This window comes from Frondihabitans sp. GW821-FHT04F02, assembly GCF_059420045.1.
This window is the reverse complement of the sequence record NZ_JBWKSZ010000002.1, coordinates 252051-265420: the sequence shown is the minus strand read 5'-3', so window position 1 is coordinate 265420 and position 13370 is coordinate 252051. Positions and strand designations below refer to the sequence as shown.

Below are 13370 nucleotides of genomic sequence, written 5' to 3'. Positions count from 1 at the left end.
CCTCACGAGACCGCGAGCTCGGGCTCCCGGGGCGAGACCCAGCCGCCCGCCATCTGCTCGATGCTCCGCAGCGACGTTGCGAAGATGGTGAGCACGGGGTTCACGCCGCCGTTCGTCACGTGAACCGAGCCGTCGACGACGCGGAGGTTGTCGTGGCCCCACACGCGCCCGAACGGATCGACGACGCTCGTCGCCGGGTCGTCTCCCATGCGGGCGGTACCGGCCTGGTGCTGGCCGACGCTCGGCCCGTCGATCGGCGACCGGAGCTCGACCACCGACGTCGCGCCCGCTCCGCGCAGCCACTCGCCGCTCATGCCGCTCGTGAAGTCGCGGGCGCGGACGTCTTCGGCGTGCACGCTGCCGCTGATCCGCGCCACCGGGACGCCGTGGCGGTCGACGACCGACGGGTCGACACGCACGCGCGCCTCCGCCGACGTGACCTCCTGGATCGGACCCATCAGCCGCATGGTGCGCCGGTAGAGGTCGCGCATGCCGCGCTTGCTCTCGATTCCGGCGCGGGCGAGCAGACCCGCTCCGGTGAGGTACCGGTACGTGTTCGAGGGCGTCGCGACGAACTCGTTGGCGATGATGCCGCCGCCGATGCGGCCGTCTCCGGTGTCGTGCCGGAAGTCGGTCGTCGCGATCGACGGACCGGGCCCGAGAGCGTCCTCGACCGGCTCGTCGAAGATGCCGAACGCGCCGCCGTAGACGTGGCCCTGCAGGTGGCGGCCGACCTGGTCGCGGTTGTTGCCGATCCCGTTCGGCTCGTGCTCGTGCGCGCTGTTCAGCAGGAGGCGGGCCGACTCCGTGGCGCCGGCCGAGACGACGACCTCGGCGGCGTCGACGTCGCGCGTCCAGTCCACGCCGTCGGAGGTGCCGACGAGGGTGACTCCTACGACGTGGCCGGCCGCGTCGGTGCGGATCCTGCTCGCCCGTGTCTCAAGCACGATCGCGGCGTTGCCGGTCGCGAAGGCGCGGGTGAGCATCGTGTTCTGACTGCCGTTCTTGGCATCGACCGGGCACGAGAAGCCGACGCAGAGGCCGCACTGCTCGCAGGCGCGGCGGCCGAGGTACTCGCGCGTGTTGATCAGGAGGGGCACGTGGACGGTCGAGAAGCCGAGTGTCTGGGCGGTCTCCGCGAGGCGTGCGCGGGCGGGCCCCGACCCGACCGGGCCCATCGGCAGCGGGGTGCTGCGCGGCCCCGCCCAGGGTCCGTCGACGTCGCCGCCCGAGACGCCGACCTCGCGCTCGGCGCGCCCGTAGTACGGCTCGAGGTCGTCGTAGCCGATCGGCCAGTCCGCGAGCGAGCTGCCCTCCGGGACGCCGTACGTCGAGGCCATCGTGAAGTCGCGGGGCCCGAACCGCCAGGCCTGAGCCCCGTAGACGCGGGTGCCGCCGCCCGCGGTGAACGCGTTGTTGCCCCAGGCGGGATCCGACGGGCGCAGGAGGTCGCCGCGGTTGCCGATCCGGGGGTTGCCAGAGTCGGACGGACCCGACAGCGGCGCGAGGCCCCAGTCGGAGCGCGGGTTGCGGATGTGGTCCGCGGCGAGCTCGGCGATCCCGGGCCACGCCCCCGCCTCGACGACCAGCACGCGCCGGCCGGCCTCGGCCAGCCCACACGCGGCGACGCCTCCCCCGGCGCCCGAGCCGATCACGATCGCGTCGAAGCGGTCGTCGAGATCGCGGGGCTGCACCACCGTCTTCGGCGCCTCGGCCACCGGCACCGCCGTGCTCCAGCCGCCGATCGGGTCGGGGCTCCAGCCGACCATCTGCCACGAGCGCCCGCCGTCGTTGCCGCCGTTGTCGGGATCGGCGTAGTAGCCGCCCGACACGAGCTCGGCGAACCAGTCCCAGTCGGCAGAGGCCTCGCCCTCGGCGAGCACCCCCTCGACGCGCGCGACCCACTCCGGCCTCTCGGCGAGCACCCGGCGCAGGAACTCTCGGCCTCCGGCCTCGGCTCCGGACGGAAAGTCGTCGGAGGGCACCACCGCGTCGATCAGCTCGTCGAGCCGGGCGGCGTGGGCCTCTGCGAATGCGGTGATGTCGGTCATGGGAGCCTCTCCGTCGAGTTCCTGCGTGCCGTTAATTTATCACCATTAAAAATTAGCGCAAGGGGTCTCCGCCGCCCGAGCTGCGCTGCTCTCGGCGGCCGTCGTCCGGCGGGCTGGCGCCGATTCAGCGGGTGCGCGCCGGCCCCCGCCGGTCAGACCCGGCGCGTGAACACGACGTGCGTCACGCCGCTCGGCGAGCTGACGCTCTCGACGTCGAAGCGCCCCTCGAGCCCCTCGAGGTCGTCCCAGACGCGCTCGCCCCGGCCCAGCACGATGGGCACGATCACGAGATGCAGGTAGTCGACGAGATCCGCGCGCAGGAACTCGCGGACCGTCTCCACGCCGCCGCCGATGCGCACGTCCAGGCCGTCCGCCGCCTCCGTCGCCTGGGCCAGAGCCTCGGCCGGTGTCGCGTCGACGAAGTGGAACGTCGTGCCGCCCTCCATCACCAACGGCTCGCGCGGGTGGTGGGTGAGCACGAGCACCGGCGTGTGGAACGGCGGTTCGTCGCCCCACCAGCCCGTCCACTCGTCGTCGGTCCAGGGTCCGCGCTGGGGGCCGAACTTGTTGCGGCCCATGATCTCGGCGCCGATCCCGGTGCCCCACGCCGATGCGAACGCGTCGTCGATGCCGGCAGTCCCGCCCTCGGCGCCCTGCATGGCCCGGAACGTCCGGGTTCCCGTGAACCAGCCCATCAGGCGGCCGTCGGCGTGGCCGAACGGGGCCTCGAGGCTCTGGTCGGCTCCAGCGCCGAACCCGTCGAGCGAGACGGCGAAATTGTGGATGCGGACGGCGCTCATGGGACTCCCTCGGTCGGCTCGGTGCCAGCGTAGCTCCGCCGCCCGCGCCGCCGACTCCGTCGCGCCGATCCGTCGGGCGGACTGAACCTTCTCGCGCGCTGTCTCGTTGTCGGGATAGGCCACCCGGCCGCGTCACCGCGACGCCCGTTCGACGAGAAGAGATAGCGATGTCCCTCCCCCGCTCCCGCACCGCCCTCCTGGCCTTCACAGGCCTGTCCGCCCTCGGCGTCCTGACCGGCTGCTCGGCCGGCGCCGCCTCGACCGGCGGCGGGTCGTCCGCCGACGCCGGCGCGACGAAGGCGCCTGCGAGCTCCGACAGCGGCTCGACCTCCGGCAGCTCGGCCCCCTCCGATGCCGGCTCCGGCACCTACAAGGACGGCGCCTACACCGAGCAGGGAACCTACTCGTCGCCCGGCGGCCAGGAGGTCATCAGCGTCACCCTGACGATCGCGAGCGACGCGGTGAAGGCCGTCGACGTCAAGACGGTCAAGGCCGACCCGACGGCGACGCAGTACGAGGCGAAGTTCATCGGCGGCATCTCGGACGCCATCGTCGGCACGAAGATCGACGACCTCAATGTGACCAACGTCGCCGGCTCGTCGCTGACCAGCCAGGGCTTCGACGACGCGCTGTCGAAGATCAAGTCCGATGCCACGGCCTGACGCAGCGCTCGCGCCGGCCCGGATCGAGTTCGACGCGATCGGCACGCGCTGGAGCATCACCACACTCGAGGCCCTGCCTGCTGACGCGTGCCGAGCCGTCGACGCCCGGATCGAGGCATTCGACCTCGCCTGGTCGCGGTTCCGCCCCGACTCTCTGGTCAGCCGCATCGCGCGGAAGGCGGGGCGCTACGAGCTGCCCGGCGAGGCGGGGCCGCTGCTCGACCTCTACTCGGTGCTCGGCGCCGCGACCGATGGCGCCGTCAACCCGCTCGTGGGCCGGCGCCTCGAGCACCTCGGCTACGGCGCCGACTACGCGTTCCACGCGACGCCCGACCCCGCGGCCGTGCCGCGGTGGGGCGACGCCGCCACCTGGAACGGCACGCACCTCGTCACGCTCGAGCCGGTGCTGATCGACGTGGGCGCGGCGGGCAAGGGCTACCTGGTCGACCTGGTGGCCCACGTCCTCGCCGACGCCGGCATCGACGACTTCACCATCGACGCCGGCGGCGACATCCGCCAGGCGGGCGAGGTCCCTGCCCGGGTCGCCCTCGAGCACCCGCTCGATCCGACGCTCGCCATCGGCGTCGTCGAGCTGCGCGACTCGGCCCTGTGCGCGTCGGCTGTGAACCGCCGCGCCTGGGGCGACGACCTCCACCACGTGCTCGACGGACGGACGGGTGCGCCCACGCGGGATGTCCTCGCGACCTGGGCCCTCGCCCCCACCGCCCTCGAGGCCGACGGCCTGGCGAGCGCGCTGTTCTTCACCACGCACGCCGAGCTCGCCGAGCGGGGTGTCGGCATCGCGTTCGAGTCGCTCCGCCTCCTGCGCGACGGCTCGGTCGAGGCGACCGCCGCCTTCGACGAGGTGCTCTTCCGATGAGCGCTCCGGCTGCCGCCCTCGGCCGCACCACCCGACCGCGCTCGGTCTCGGCCTGGTTCGACGGGGTCACCGGCCGCGTCACCATGTACCGGCTCGTGCTCCTGGCGCTTCTGGCCCTGCTCGTCTGGTCGCTGATCGCCGCGGCGCTGGGGCTCATCGCCTACAGCCCCCTGGCCATCGTCGTCGGCGCCCTCGTGGCCTGCGTCGCCACCGTCGTCAGCACGCGGCTGCTCGCCCTGGCGTTCCGAGCGAAGGCCCACACGGAGTCGTCGTTCGTGACGGCGCTGATCCTCGTCTTCCTCTTCCAGCCGAGCCTCACGGGCACCGGCATCGCCGCCCTCGCGATCGCGGGTGCCGTCGCCTCGGCCTCGAAGTACCTCCTCGCGATCCGCGGACGCCACGTCGCGAACCCCGCCGCCATCGCGGCCGTCGTCATGAGCGTCGCGATCCCCGCGGCTTTCCCGGGCTGGTGGATCGGGTCTCCGGCGATGCTCCCGGTCGTCCTGGTCGCCTCCCTCGCGATCCTGCGGCGCACGCGAAACCTCACGATGGGCCTCGTCTTCGCGGTCGTGGCGGTCGCCGGCGTGACCCTCGCGTCGATGTCGTTCGGCACCGCACTGCCCGCCGCGCTCTCGAACGCCGTGCTGTCGTCGCCGGTCGTCTTCTTCGCGGGGTTCATGCTGAGCGAGCCGCTCACCCTCCCGCCGCGGCGCTGGCAGCAGCTGGCCCTGGCCGTGATCGTCGGCGTGCTGTTCGCCCTGCCGTTCCACGTCGGGCCCCTCTACGGCACCTACGAGCTGGCGCTCGTCATCGGCAACGTGCTCGCGTTCGCGGTCGGGCAGCGCCGACGCGTCGCCCTCGATTTCGTCGAGCGCCGGAGGCTGACGCCGACCGCGTGGGAGGTGGCGTTCCGCCCGCGGCGGCCGGTCGCGTTCAGGGCGGGGCAGTTCCTGGAGCTGAGCATTCCGCACGCGGGGGCCGACGTGCGCGGGCAACGGCGCGTCTTCAGCATCGTGTCGGCGCCGTCCGAGCCCGACGTGATCCGCATCGGCATCAAGGCCGCCGACCCGTCGTCGACGTTCAAGAGCCGGCTGCTGGCGCTGGGTGACGGCGAGACCGTGAGCGCGACCGTGGTCGGGGGCGACTTCACGCTGCCCGCCGATGCCTCAGTGCCGCTGCTGCTGGTGGCCGGCGGCATCGGCGTCACCCCGTTCGTCAGCCAGCTGGCCGAGGCCGCCGCCCGCGACGAGCTCCGCGACGTCGTGGTCGTGCTCTCGGCATCCACCCCCGACGAGCTCGCGTACCTGGGCGAGCTGCGGCTCGGCGCGGGTCGTGGCATCGTCCTGACGCAGGAACTCCCGGCCCACCTCCCACCGGGCTGGACGTACGCCGGCCGCGGGCCTCTCACCGTCGAGCACCTCCGCGACCTCGTGCCCGACGCGCACCGCCGGCGAGCCTACGTCTCGGGCTCCCCGCGTCTGGTCGCCGGGGTGAAGGCCGTCCTGAAGCGGGCCGGCGTGCGCCGTGCCACCACCGATGCGTTCACGGGGTACTGACCGGTGCACGCTGGCCCACGCACGGCTGGCCCGCGAACCCTGTCCCGTGACCCTCGGCGACATCTGATGGAGACTTGCCCCGAGGAGGGACGCCATGCGCGGTGACCACAGCGAGCTGCTGTCGGCGATCCACGACACGCACGCGCCCGCGCTCCAGCGGTACGTGTCGCGGCTGACGAACGACCCCGCCCTCGCGGAGGACATCGTGCAGGAGTCGCTGCTGCGGCTCTGGAAGAACACCCGCCTGCTCGAGGGCGACGACCTCTCGGCGCGGCGCTGGCTGTTCACCGTGGCGCGCAACCTGGTCGTCGACGACGCCCGGAGCGCCCATCACCGCCACGAGTTCCCGACCGACCTGCTGCCCGAGCGCGCGACCGCCGACGAGACCGACGCCAGCCTGAGCAAGTGGCTGCTGCAGGACGCCATGAAGTCGCTGACCCGCGAGCACCGCCAGGTGATCGTCGGCGCCTACCACCTCGGCATGTCCATCGCCGACCTGGCCGACCAGGCCGGGGTCCCGCCCGGCACCATCAAGTCGCGACTGCACTACGCGCTGCGGGCCCTGCGGCTCGCGCTTCAAGAGAGGGGGGTCACCCAGTGACCCACGACACCCCGCCGCCGACCTCGGGAGACGAGCCCCGCGACTGGGACGCCGCCTACGTGCTCGGCTCGCTCACGCCCGAGGAGCGCCTCGAGTACGAGGGCTACCTGCGCGACCGCCCCGACGCGCGCGCCGAGATGGCCGAGATCGCCGGGCTGCCCGCGCTGCTCCGCTCGCTGAGCGTCCAGGAGGCCCTCGAGCTGCTCGACGACGAGGCGACGACGCCCGTGCCGTCGAGCACGGTGCAGTCGATCGCCGGCCGGATCGCATCCCGCCGTCGGCGCCGCCGCGTCGGCCTGGTGCTCGTCGCCGCCGTCTCGGCCGTGCTCCTGATCGCCGGGGGCTTCACCGTCGGCGCCCTGCGTCCCGACCCGTCCGCCCCGCTCGCGGCCATGACCCCCGCCGCCGGAAGCCCCGTCGAGGCCGACATCGGCCTGACCGCCAAAGACTGGGGAACCCGCGTCGACTGGCACTGCTCGTACGGCACCGACTGGGCTACCGACAGCGGCTCGTACGACCTGGTCGTGATCGACGACGCCGGAACTCGCACGACCGTCGCCACCTGGAAGGCCATCGGCGGCACGGCGTCCGACCTCTCCGCCGCCACCGACATCGCCGCCGGGTCGATCCGCGCCGTCTCCATCACCCCCGCCGGCTCCGACGTGGCGCTCGCGACGCGGCACTACTGACCGCGCCCGCCGCGCCCCGCTCGGACACCCTACGGGACGATGACCGCGCGGCCGCGGATGGAGCTGCTCGCCAGGTCGGCGTAGGCCTTCGGGCCGTCGTCGAGCGAGTATTGCTGGACCTCGACGTCGATCTTGCCGGCACGGGCCAGATCGAGCACCTCGATCAGCTCGTTGCGGTAGCCCCAGTACGGAATCCGCACGGCGACGTCGTACTTGATCGTGCCGAAGCCGAACTCGACGGCGCCGCCGCCGATCCCGACGATCGTGACGTCGGCCTCCGACGCGGCGACGGCGATGGCGAGCGGGATGGTGGGCTTGGCGCCGACGAAGTCGAACACCGCGTCGACTCCCTTGCCGTCGGTCAGCTCGAGGATCTTCGCCGCGGCGTCGCCGTCGCTGATCATCGTGATGTCGGCGCCGACGTGCTTCGCGAGCTCGAGCTTCTCGTCGTTGACGTCGAGCACGATCACCGTCGCACCCGAGAGCGCCTTGAGGATCTGGATGCCGACGTGGCCGAGGCCGCCCGAGCCGATGACGACGGCGTGGGTGCCGGCGCCGAGCTTCGGCAGGGAGCGCTTGATCGCGTGGTAGGGCGTGAGGCCGGCGTCAGTGAGCGAGACGTTCTTGACCGGGTCGAGGTCGCCCAGCGGCACCAGGTGGCGCGGGTCGTCGACGATCATGTACTCGGCCATCGAGCCGTCGGTGCCGAGACCGGGAGGCGTGATGCCGAGCTCTGCCGCGTTCGTGCAGTAGTTCTCGTGGCCCATCGAGCAGTTGCGGCAGTAGCCGCAGCCCCAGGGGCCGTAGACGGCGACGGCGTCGCCGACCTTCACCGTCGACACGCCCTCGCCGAGCTCGTGGACGATTCCCGCGCCCTCGTGGCCGAGCGTCATCGGGAGCGGGTAGCCGGCGGCGGCGTACTCCTCCGCCGACAGCCCCATCACGTAGTCGTCGGAGTGGCAGACGCCGCCGGCGGTCACCTTGAGCAGCACCTGCCCGGGGCCCGGCTTCGGGGTCGGGATCTCGACGACCTCGGGGGCCGCGCCGACCGTGACGTAGCGGAGTGCCTTCATTGCTGTTCCTCTCGTGCGGCAGCGCTGTCCGGGGAACTCGTTTCGACGACAGGTGTCGCGCTAGTGTCCCTTCATTATGCGCCCGAAGACTCAGAGCGCGTCGCAGAGACCGGTCCGACGCGAGGAGCTAGCGATCTTCGCCGGGGCGGACGGGGGCGGCCGAGCGCGAGCCGGCCACGGCGTCCCGGGGGACGGCGTCGGCCAGTTCCTGCCGCTCGGCCTCCGTGAGCGAGACGGCAGCGGCTCCCGCGTTCTCGTCGAGCCGCTCGCGGTGGCGGGTGCCCGGGATCGGAACGACGCCCTGGCCGATCAGCCAGGCCAGGGCGACCTGCGCCACGGTGGCCTCATGGGTCCGGGCGATCGCCTCGACGCGCTCGACCAGCCGGAGGTTGGCTGCGAAGGCGTCGGGCTGGAACCGCGGCAGGTGGCGTCGGGCGTCGTCGGAGGCGAGCTCGTCGAGACTGCGGATGCCGCTGGTCAGGATGCCCCGGCCCAGCGGTGAGAACGCGACGAGCCCGATGCCGAGCTCGTCCATGACCGCCTTCTCGTCGTTGTGCAGGACGTCGCGCGCGAACAGCGAGAACTCCGACTGGACCGCGGCCAGCGGGTGCACGGCGTGGGCCCGGCGGATCGTGGATGCCGCGGCTTCCGAGAGGCCGATGTGCCGCACCTTGCCCTCGGCGACCAGCTCGGCCATCGCGCCGACGCTCTCCTCGATCGGGACGGCCGGGTCGACCCGGTGCAGGTAGTAGAGGTCGATCACGTCGGTGCCGAGGTGCTTCAGCGACCGCTCGGCAGCGTGCCTGATGTAGGCGGGCGTGCCGTTGCGGCCGTGCACCGTCCCGTCGTCGTCGGTCTCGGTCGACGCCTTCGTGGCCAGGGTCACCTCGTCTCGCCGGTCGCCGAGGGCCCGCGCGATGAGCTTCTCGTTCTCGAACGGCCCGTAGGCCTCGGCCGTGTCGATGAAGGTGACCCCGATGTCGATCGCGTGCCGGAGCGTGGCGATCGACTCCTTCTCGTCGCTCGCCCCGTAGAAGGCGCTCATCCCCATGGCGCCCAGGCCGATGCCCGAGACGTCGAGGCCGTCGCCGATCCGAGTGGTGCTGATGCTCATTCGCTGTCTCCTGCGTGTCTGTCGTCGGCGACCGCGGACGCGGCCTCCCGGTAGGCGGCGATCTTGCGATCGATGGCGGCGAGGTGCCGCCGGGTGCGCTCGAGGTCGGCGACGACCCGGGTGCGGTGCTCCTCGAAGGCGACGAGCCGCTCGCGCTCGGTCCCGGGGCGCCGGCTGATCGCCGCGATGCGGTGCATGTCCGCGATCGACATCCCGGTCTCGCGCAGCATGACGAGACCGGCGATCCAGTTGAGGTCGCGCTGGCCGTAGCGGCGCTTCCCGCCGGAGTTCCGGGGCGCAGGATCCAGCAGCAGCCCGGCGCGCTCGTAGTACCTCAGGGTCTCGACGCCGAGCCCCGTGACCCGCGCCGCCTCGCCGATCGGCAGCCCGCCGTCGGGCACGTCGACCTCGACCTCGGGGAGAAGGAGTTCGCTCATGTGCCCATCGTCACACCTGGAGCGCGCTCCAGGTCAAGTGCGGGTGTCCGTCGCGCGCGCGACGGCTCAGCCGGCGGGGCCGAACCGGCGCGCGTAGGCCCGGCGGCTCGTCTTGCCCGCGTCGTTGCGGACGGGGTCGTCCACGACGTGGATCCGCGCGGGGCGGCGAGCGCCATCGAGTCGACCGGCCGCCCAGGCGAGCACGTCGCCGGCCTCGACCGCGGCGCCCGCGACGTCGACGACGGCCTCGATGCGCTGCCCGAGGTCGTCATCCGGCACGCCGAAGGCCACGGCGCTCCGCACGGCGAGGTGAGCCTCGAGCACGCGCTCGATCTCGGCGGGGTGCACGTTGACCCCTCCTCGCAGGATCAGGTCGTCCGCACGGTCGACGACGTAGAGGTACCCGTCGTCGTCCACCCGCCCGAGGTCGCCGATGGTGTCCCACCCGTCCGGGGTCCGCGACGAGGAGCCGCCGAGATAGCGGTAGGTCGGCTCGCCCTCCCGGTGCAGCCAGATCCGGCCGACCTCGTTCGCCGGGAGCTCCGCGCCGTCGGCGGAGCGGATCGCGACCGTCGTGCCGCCGATCGCGCGGCCGACGCTGCCGGGGTGGGCCAGCCACTCGTCGCCGCGGATCATGACGAGCCCGTTCGACTCGCTGCCCGCGTAGACCTCGACGACGCGCTCCGGACCGATCCAGTCCAGGAAGCGGCGCTTGAGGTCGGGCGGGCACGGCGCCCCCAGGTGCAGGACCGTGAGGAGGCTCGAGAGGTCCGCGGCCGCGCGCTCGGACTCCGGTAGGCGGAGGAGCCGGTGCATCATTGTCGGGACGAGCAGCGCCCACGTGACCCGGTGGGTCCCGATCGCGGCGAGCGCCCGCGTCTCGTCGAAGCGCGGGAGGATGACGAGGGCGTGGCCGGTCATCAGGCCGCGGAACGCGTAGGTGAACGTGGCGGAGTGGGTCAGCGGCCCGGTGACGAGCTGAACCTGCTCGCGCGGCAGGTAGGGCGCGACGGCGAGGTCGGGATCCATGAGGGCCGGCCCGGCCGCCAGGACGACCTTGGGGCGCCCGGTCGAGCCCGACGACGTGGGCGCCTTCCAGCTCGCGGCCCAGGCGTCCGGCAGCGCGGCGTCCGAGACCGAGGCGTCGGGAGTCCAGCCGACGGGAACCCATTGCACGTCGCGTTCAGCCTCGAAGCCGACCACCAGGGCCGGCGACACCAGCTCGACGAGCTCGTCGCGCTCCGCCAGCGAGAGCCCCGTCGAGATCGGCTGGGGCGTGGCGCCGCACTTCCAGACCGCGACGCAGACGATCACGATCTCGACGGTGTTCGGCAGCGAGACCGTCACCAGCGAGTCTGTCGTCACACCGAGCGCGAGGTAGGCGCGCGCGAGGCGGTTGGAGGCCTGGTCGAGCTCGACGGCCGTCAGCGCCCCCGCGTCGTCGATCGCGACGACGCGGTGGGGATCCTGCTCAGCGAGCGCCGTGAAGATCCGGGAGATCGACTGCCTGGCCATGGTCGCCCTCCTGACCGACCGCTTCGTAGAACGACTCGTGGAGGCGTGCGACGTCGTCCCAGTCGTGGGCGGCCGCCAGCGCGCGACCGCCATCGGCCGTCGGCCCGTCGCCGCCGATCGCCGACGAGAGCGCGGCGGCGATCGACGTCGCCTCGGTGGCGTACGACACGGTCGAGCCGAACACCTCGCGCAGGACAGGGAGGTCGCGCGCGACGACGGGGACTCCGGCGGCCAGGGCCTCCATCGCCGCTAGGCCGAAGCCCTCCTTGGTCGACACGAACGCCAGGGCCGCGGCGCCGGCGACCAGAGGGGCCAGCTCGGGCTCGTCGATCACGCCGAGGATCGTCGGCGCGATTCCGAGCACGGCGGCCCGCGCATCGAAGACCTCGCGGTACGGGCGGTAGTCGAAGAGCGTCTCGCCGCCGCCGAATACCAGCCGCAGGTCGGGGCGCTGAGAGCGCAGGAGGGCGAACGCATCGAGGAGGTCGATGCTCCCCTTGCGCGGCTCGATCCCGCCGAGTGCGAGCACGTAGGGCCCGAGCTCCGTGCGCCAGCGATCGCGGCCCGCCTTCCCGGCCGGGCCGGCGGCGGCCGCGAATCGCTCCGCGTCCACGCCGTTCGGGATCACCGTCGGCGCGAGCCCCCAGCCGTCCGCGACGTCGGAGGCGACCGCCGCCGACACGCACAGCCGGGCGATCGGCTCCCGGATGGCCGCGTCGTGGCAGGCGATCAGCTGCGGGGTCGTGAACTCGTCGAGGTGGTGGATCGTGCGGATGCAGGGGCCGACCGCGTTGGCCGAGATGCAGTCCTGCGCGTGGACGGCGTCGAACTCGGACGACGACTCGGCGAACGCCCTCCGCATCGTCTCGATCGACCTCTGGATCCGGTGCCCCACGGCTTCTCCGTCGATCGGCTCGAACGGGACCACCCGGATGGTCACCGCGGGGTCGACCGAGCGGAAGAAGGCCTGGTCGCCGCCGCGCCCGAGGGTCCAGACCGTGACGTCGTGGCCGCGACGGGCCAGCGCCTCCGAGAGGGCGAGCGTGTGGACCACGCCGCCGCGCGGCTTGGTCGAGTAGGTCACCTGGGCGATACGCACGCGACCTCCAAGGTCAGTCGAGATCGGTCAGTCGCGGGCCGCGGCCACCGTGGGGCCGTAGGCCTCGGGGGCGCGGTCGCGGAGATGGAACATGGTTCGCCGAGCCCGGGCGACATCGGTGGCGACATCGGCCGTGGCGACGGCGAGGCCCCCCTTGGCCCAGGTCTTGGCGATGATCTCGCCGGCCGGGTCGACCACCTTGGCCTGCCCCAGGAAGCGCAGCCCGCCGAGGACGCCGGTCTGATTGGACGACACGAGGTAGACCTGGTTCTCGGCGGCGCGAGCGCAGTCGTAGAGGTCGAACAGGTGGGCCTGACGGTCGTTGCGGAGTCGGTCCGAGCGGTCGGTGACGCTGGCGGGCCAGGCGCTGAGGCAGGCGAGGATCTCGGCGCCGTCGAGAGCCAGCGTCCGCGACGACTCCGGGAAGGTCTTGTCGAAGTCGATCAGCATGCCCAGGCGCCCCACGGGGGTGTCGAACGAGCGGAAGCCGGATCCTGCGCGATAGGCCTCGGACTCGCCCAGCGGCAGGTGCACCTTGCGGTGCGTGCCGAGGACCCTGCCGCCCTGGACGCAGACGGCGCTGTTGTACCGGACGTCCTCGCCGCCCTCGAGCGCCCTCTCGGCCACGCCGAAGCACAGCGTGAGGTCGCCTGCCATGTCGGCGATGGCCTGGACCTCCGGTCCGTCGAGCTCGACGGCCGGCGGCAGCGCCTCCGGGCCGGGGTGCACCATGTCGAGCAGGTAGCCCCCGACGGTGGCGTCGGGCAGGACGAGCAGGTCGATGCCGCGCTCGCGCGCCTGGTCGATCATGCCCGGCAGCTTGGCGAGGGTCCGCTCGATGTCGCGCCCGAAGTGGGCGGCGACCGCGCCCATCGTGATCTCGGCCATGTCGG

At 72.8% G+C, this 13370-nt stretch carries 13 protein-coding genes; 5 read left to right on the top strand and 8 right to left on the bottom strand.

Annotated features, from left to right (window positions below):
* Positions 1-2: 2 nt before the first annotated feature.
* Together AC07TY_RS06450 and AC07TY_RS06445 are read right to left on the bottom strand one after the other, a co-directional pair.
* Complete coding sequence (locus AC07TY_RS06450) at positions 3-2051, bottom strand: GMC oxidoreductase (RefSeq protein WP_494784748.1); 2049 nt, start codon at positions 2049-2051, stop codon at positions 3-5.
* 152 nt (positions 2052-2203) lie between these two features.
* Positions 2204-2851, bottom strand: coding sequence for a dihydrofolate reductase family protein (locus AC07TY_RS06445; RefSeq protein WP_494784747.1), 648 nt, complete (start codon positions 2849-2851; stop codon positions 2204-2206).
* A gap of 167 nt (positions 2852-3018) precedes the next feature.
* On the opposite strand from AC07TY_RS06445, the gene AC07TY_RS06440 reads away from it, so the two are divergent.
* The 5 genes from AC07TY_RS06440 to AC07TY_RS06420 all read left to right on the top strand — a co-directional run bounded on the left by AC07TY_RS06440 (position 3019) and on the right by AC07TY_RS06420 (position 7239).
* Entirely contained in the window at positions 3019-3513 is a 495-nt protein-coding gene (locus tag AC07TY_RS06440) for a hypothetical protein (protein ID WP_494784746.1), read from the top strand.
* A complete protein-coding gene (locus AC07TY_RS06435; protein ID WP_494784745.1) occupies positions 3500-4393 on the top strand; it encodes an FAD:protein FMN transferase in 894 nt (297 codons plus the stop codon). Before AC07TY_RS06440 ends, AC07TY_RS06435 begins: the two co-directional genes overlap by 14 nt.
* Positions 4390-5949: an FAD-dependent oxidoreductase gene (locus tag AC07TY_RS06430; RefSeq protein WP_494784744.1), complete on the top strand. Its 1560-nt coding sequence runs from the start codon at positions 4390-4392 to the stop codon at positions 5947-5949. The genes AC07TY_RS06435 and AC07TY_RS06430 overlap by 4 nt, the downstream gene beginning before the upstream one ends.
* Before the next feature lie 94 nt (positions 5950-6043).
* The gene (locus tag AC07TY_RS06425; RefSeq protein ID WP_123505546.1) at positions 6044-6550 is read left to right on the top strand and encodes a sigma-70 family RNA polymerase sigma factor; all 507 of its coding nucleotides are present in this window, start codon (positions 6044-6046) and stop codon (positions 6548-6550) included.
* On the top strand, positions 6547-7239 hold the full coding sequence (locus AC07TY_RS06420) for an anti-sigma factor family protein (RefSeq protein WP_494784743.1): 693 nt from the start codon (positions 6547-6549) through the stop codon (positions 7237-7239). The genes AC07TY_RS06425 and AC07TY_RS06420 overlap by 4 nt, the downstream gene beginning before the upstream one ends.
* Before the next feature lie 29 nt (positions 7240-7268).
* On the opposite strand, the gene AC07TY_RS06415 is transcribed toward AC07TY_RS06420, so the two are convergent.
* The 6 genes from AC07TY_RS06415 to AC07TY_RS06390 form a co-directional block, all read right to left on the bottom strand.
* Positions 7269-8312: an NAD(P)-dependent alcohol dehydrogenase gene (locus AC07TY_RS06415; RefSeq protein ID WP_494784742.1), complete on the bottom strand. Its 1044-nt coding sequence runs from the start codon at positions 8310-8312 to the stop codon at positions 7269-7271.
* 127 nt (positions 8313-8439) lie between these two features.
* The gene (locus AC07TY_RS06410) at positions 8440-9426 is read right to left on the bottom strand and encodes an aldo/keto reductase (RefSeq protein WP_494784741.1); all 987 of its coding nucleotides are present in this window, start codon (positions 9424-9426) and stop codon (positions 8440-8442) included.
* The gene (locus AC07TY_RS06405; protein ID WP_494784740.1) at positions 9423-9863 is read right to left on the bottom strand and encodes a MerR family transcriptional regulator; all 441 of its coding nucleotides are present in this window, start codon (positions 9861-9863) and stop codon (positions 9423-9425) included. The genes AC07TY_RS06410 and AC07TY_RS06405 overlap by 4 nt, the downstream gene beginning before the upstream one ends.
* Before the next feature lie 66 nt (positions 9864-9929).
* Positions 9930-11378, bottom strand: a complete 1449-nt coding sequence (locus AC07TY_RS06400) for an AMP-binding protein (RefSeq protein WP_494784739.1) — start codon at positions 11376-11378, stop codon at positions 9930-9932.
* Positions 11335-12477, bottom strand: coding sequence for an MSMEG_0565 family glycosyltransferase (locus tag AC07TY_RS06395; RefSeq protein WP_494784738.1), 1143 nt, complete (start codon positions 12475-12477; stop codon positions 11335-11337). Before AC07TY_RS06395 ends, AC07TY_RS06400 begins: the two co-directional genes overlap by 44 nt.
* A 27-nt stretch (positions 12478-12504) precedes the next feature.
* Entirely contained in the window at positions 12505-13365 is an 861-nt protein-coding gene (locus AC07TY_RS06390) for a carbon-nitrogen hydrolase family protein (RefSeq protein ID WP_494784737.1), read from the bottom strand.
* Between the last annotated feature and the right edge of the window lie 5 nt (positions 13366-13370).

What these genes read in the sequence shown, in the direction of transcription:
- AC07TY_RS06450 (WP_494784748.1), bottom strand. Translation starts at nt 2,051, where the DNA reads ATGACCGACATCACCGCATTCGCAGAGGCCCACGCCGCCCGGCTCGAC.
- AC07TY_RS06445 (WP_494784747.1), bottom strand. Translation starts at nt 2,851, where the DNA reads ATGAGCGCCGTCCGCATCCACAATTTCGCCGTCTCGCTCGACGGGTTC.
- AC07TY_RS06440 (WP_494784746.1), top strand. Translation starts at nt 3,019, where the DNA reads ATGTCCCTCCCCCGCTCCCGCACCGCCCTCCTGGCCTTCACAGGCCTG.
- AC07TY_RS06435 (WP_494784745.1), top strand. Translation starts at nt 3,500, where the DNA reads ATGCCACGGCCTGACGCAGCGCTCGCGCCGGCCCGGATCGAGTTCGAC.
- AC07TY_RS06430 (WP_494784744.1), top strand. Translation starts at nt 4,390, where the DNA reads ATGAGCGCTCCGGCTGCCGCCCTCGGCCGCACCACCCGACCGCGCTCG.
- AC07TY_RS06425 (WP_123505546.1), top strand. Translation starts at nt 6,044, where the DNA reads ATGCGCGGTGACCACAGCGAGCTGCTGTCGGCGATCCACGACACGCAC.
- AC07TY_RS06415 (WP_494784742.1), bottom strand. Translation starts at nt 8,312, where the DNA reads ATGAAGGCACTCCGCTACGTCACGGTCGGCGCGGCCCCCGAGGTCGTC.
- AC07TY_RS06410 (WP_494784741.1), bottom strand. Translation starts at nt 9,426, where the DNA reads ATGAGCATCAGCACCACTCGGATCGGCGACGGCCTCGACGTCTCGGGC.
- AC07TY_RS06405 (WP_494784740.1), bottom strand. Translation starts at nt 9,863, where the DNA reads ATGAGCGAACTCCTTCTCCCCGAGGTCGAGGTCGACGTGCCCGACGGC.
- AC07TY_RS06400 (WP_494784739.1), bottom strand. Translation starts at nt 11,378, where the DNA reads ATGGCCAGGCAGTCGATCTCCCGGATCTTCACGGCGCTCGCTGAGCAG.
- AC07TY_RS06390 (WP_494784737.1), bottom strand. Translation starts at nt 13,365, where the DNA reads ATGGCCGAGATCACGATGGGCGCGGTCGCCGCCCACTTCGGGCGCGAC.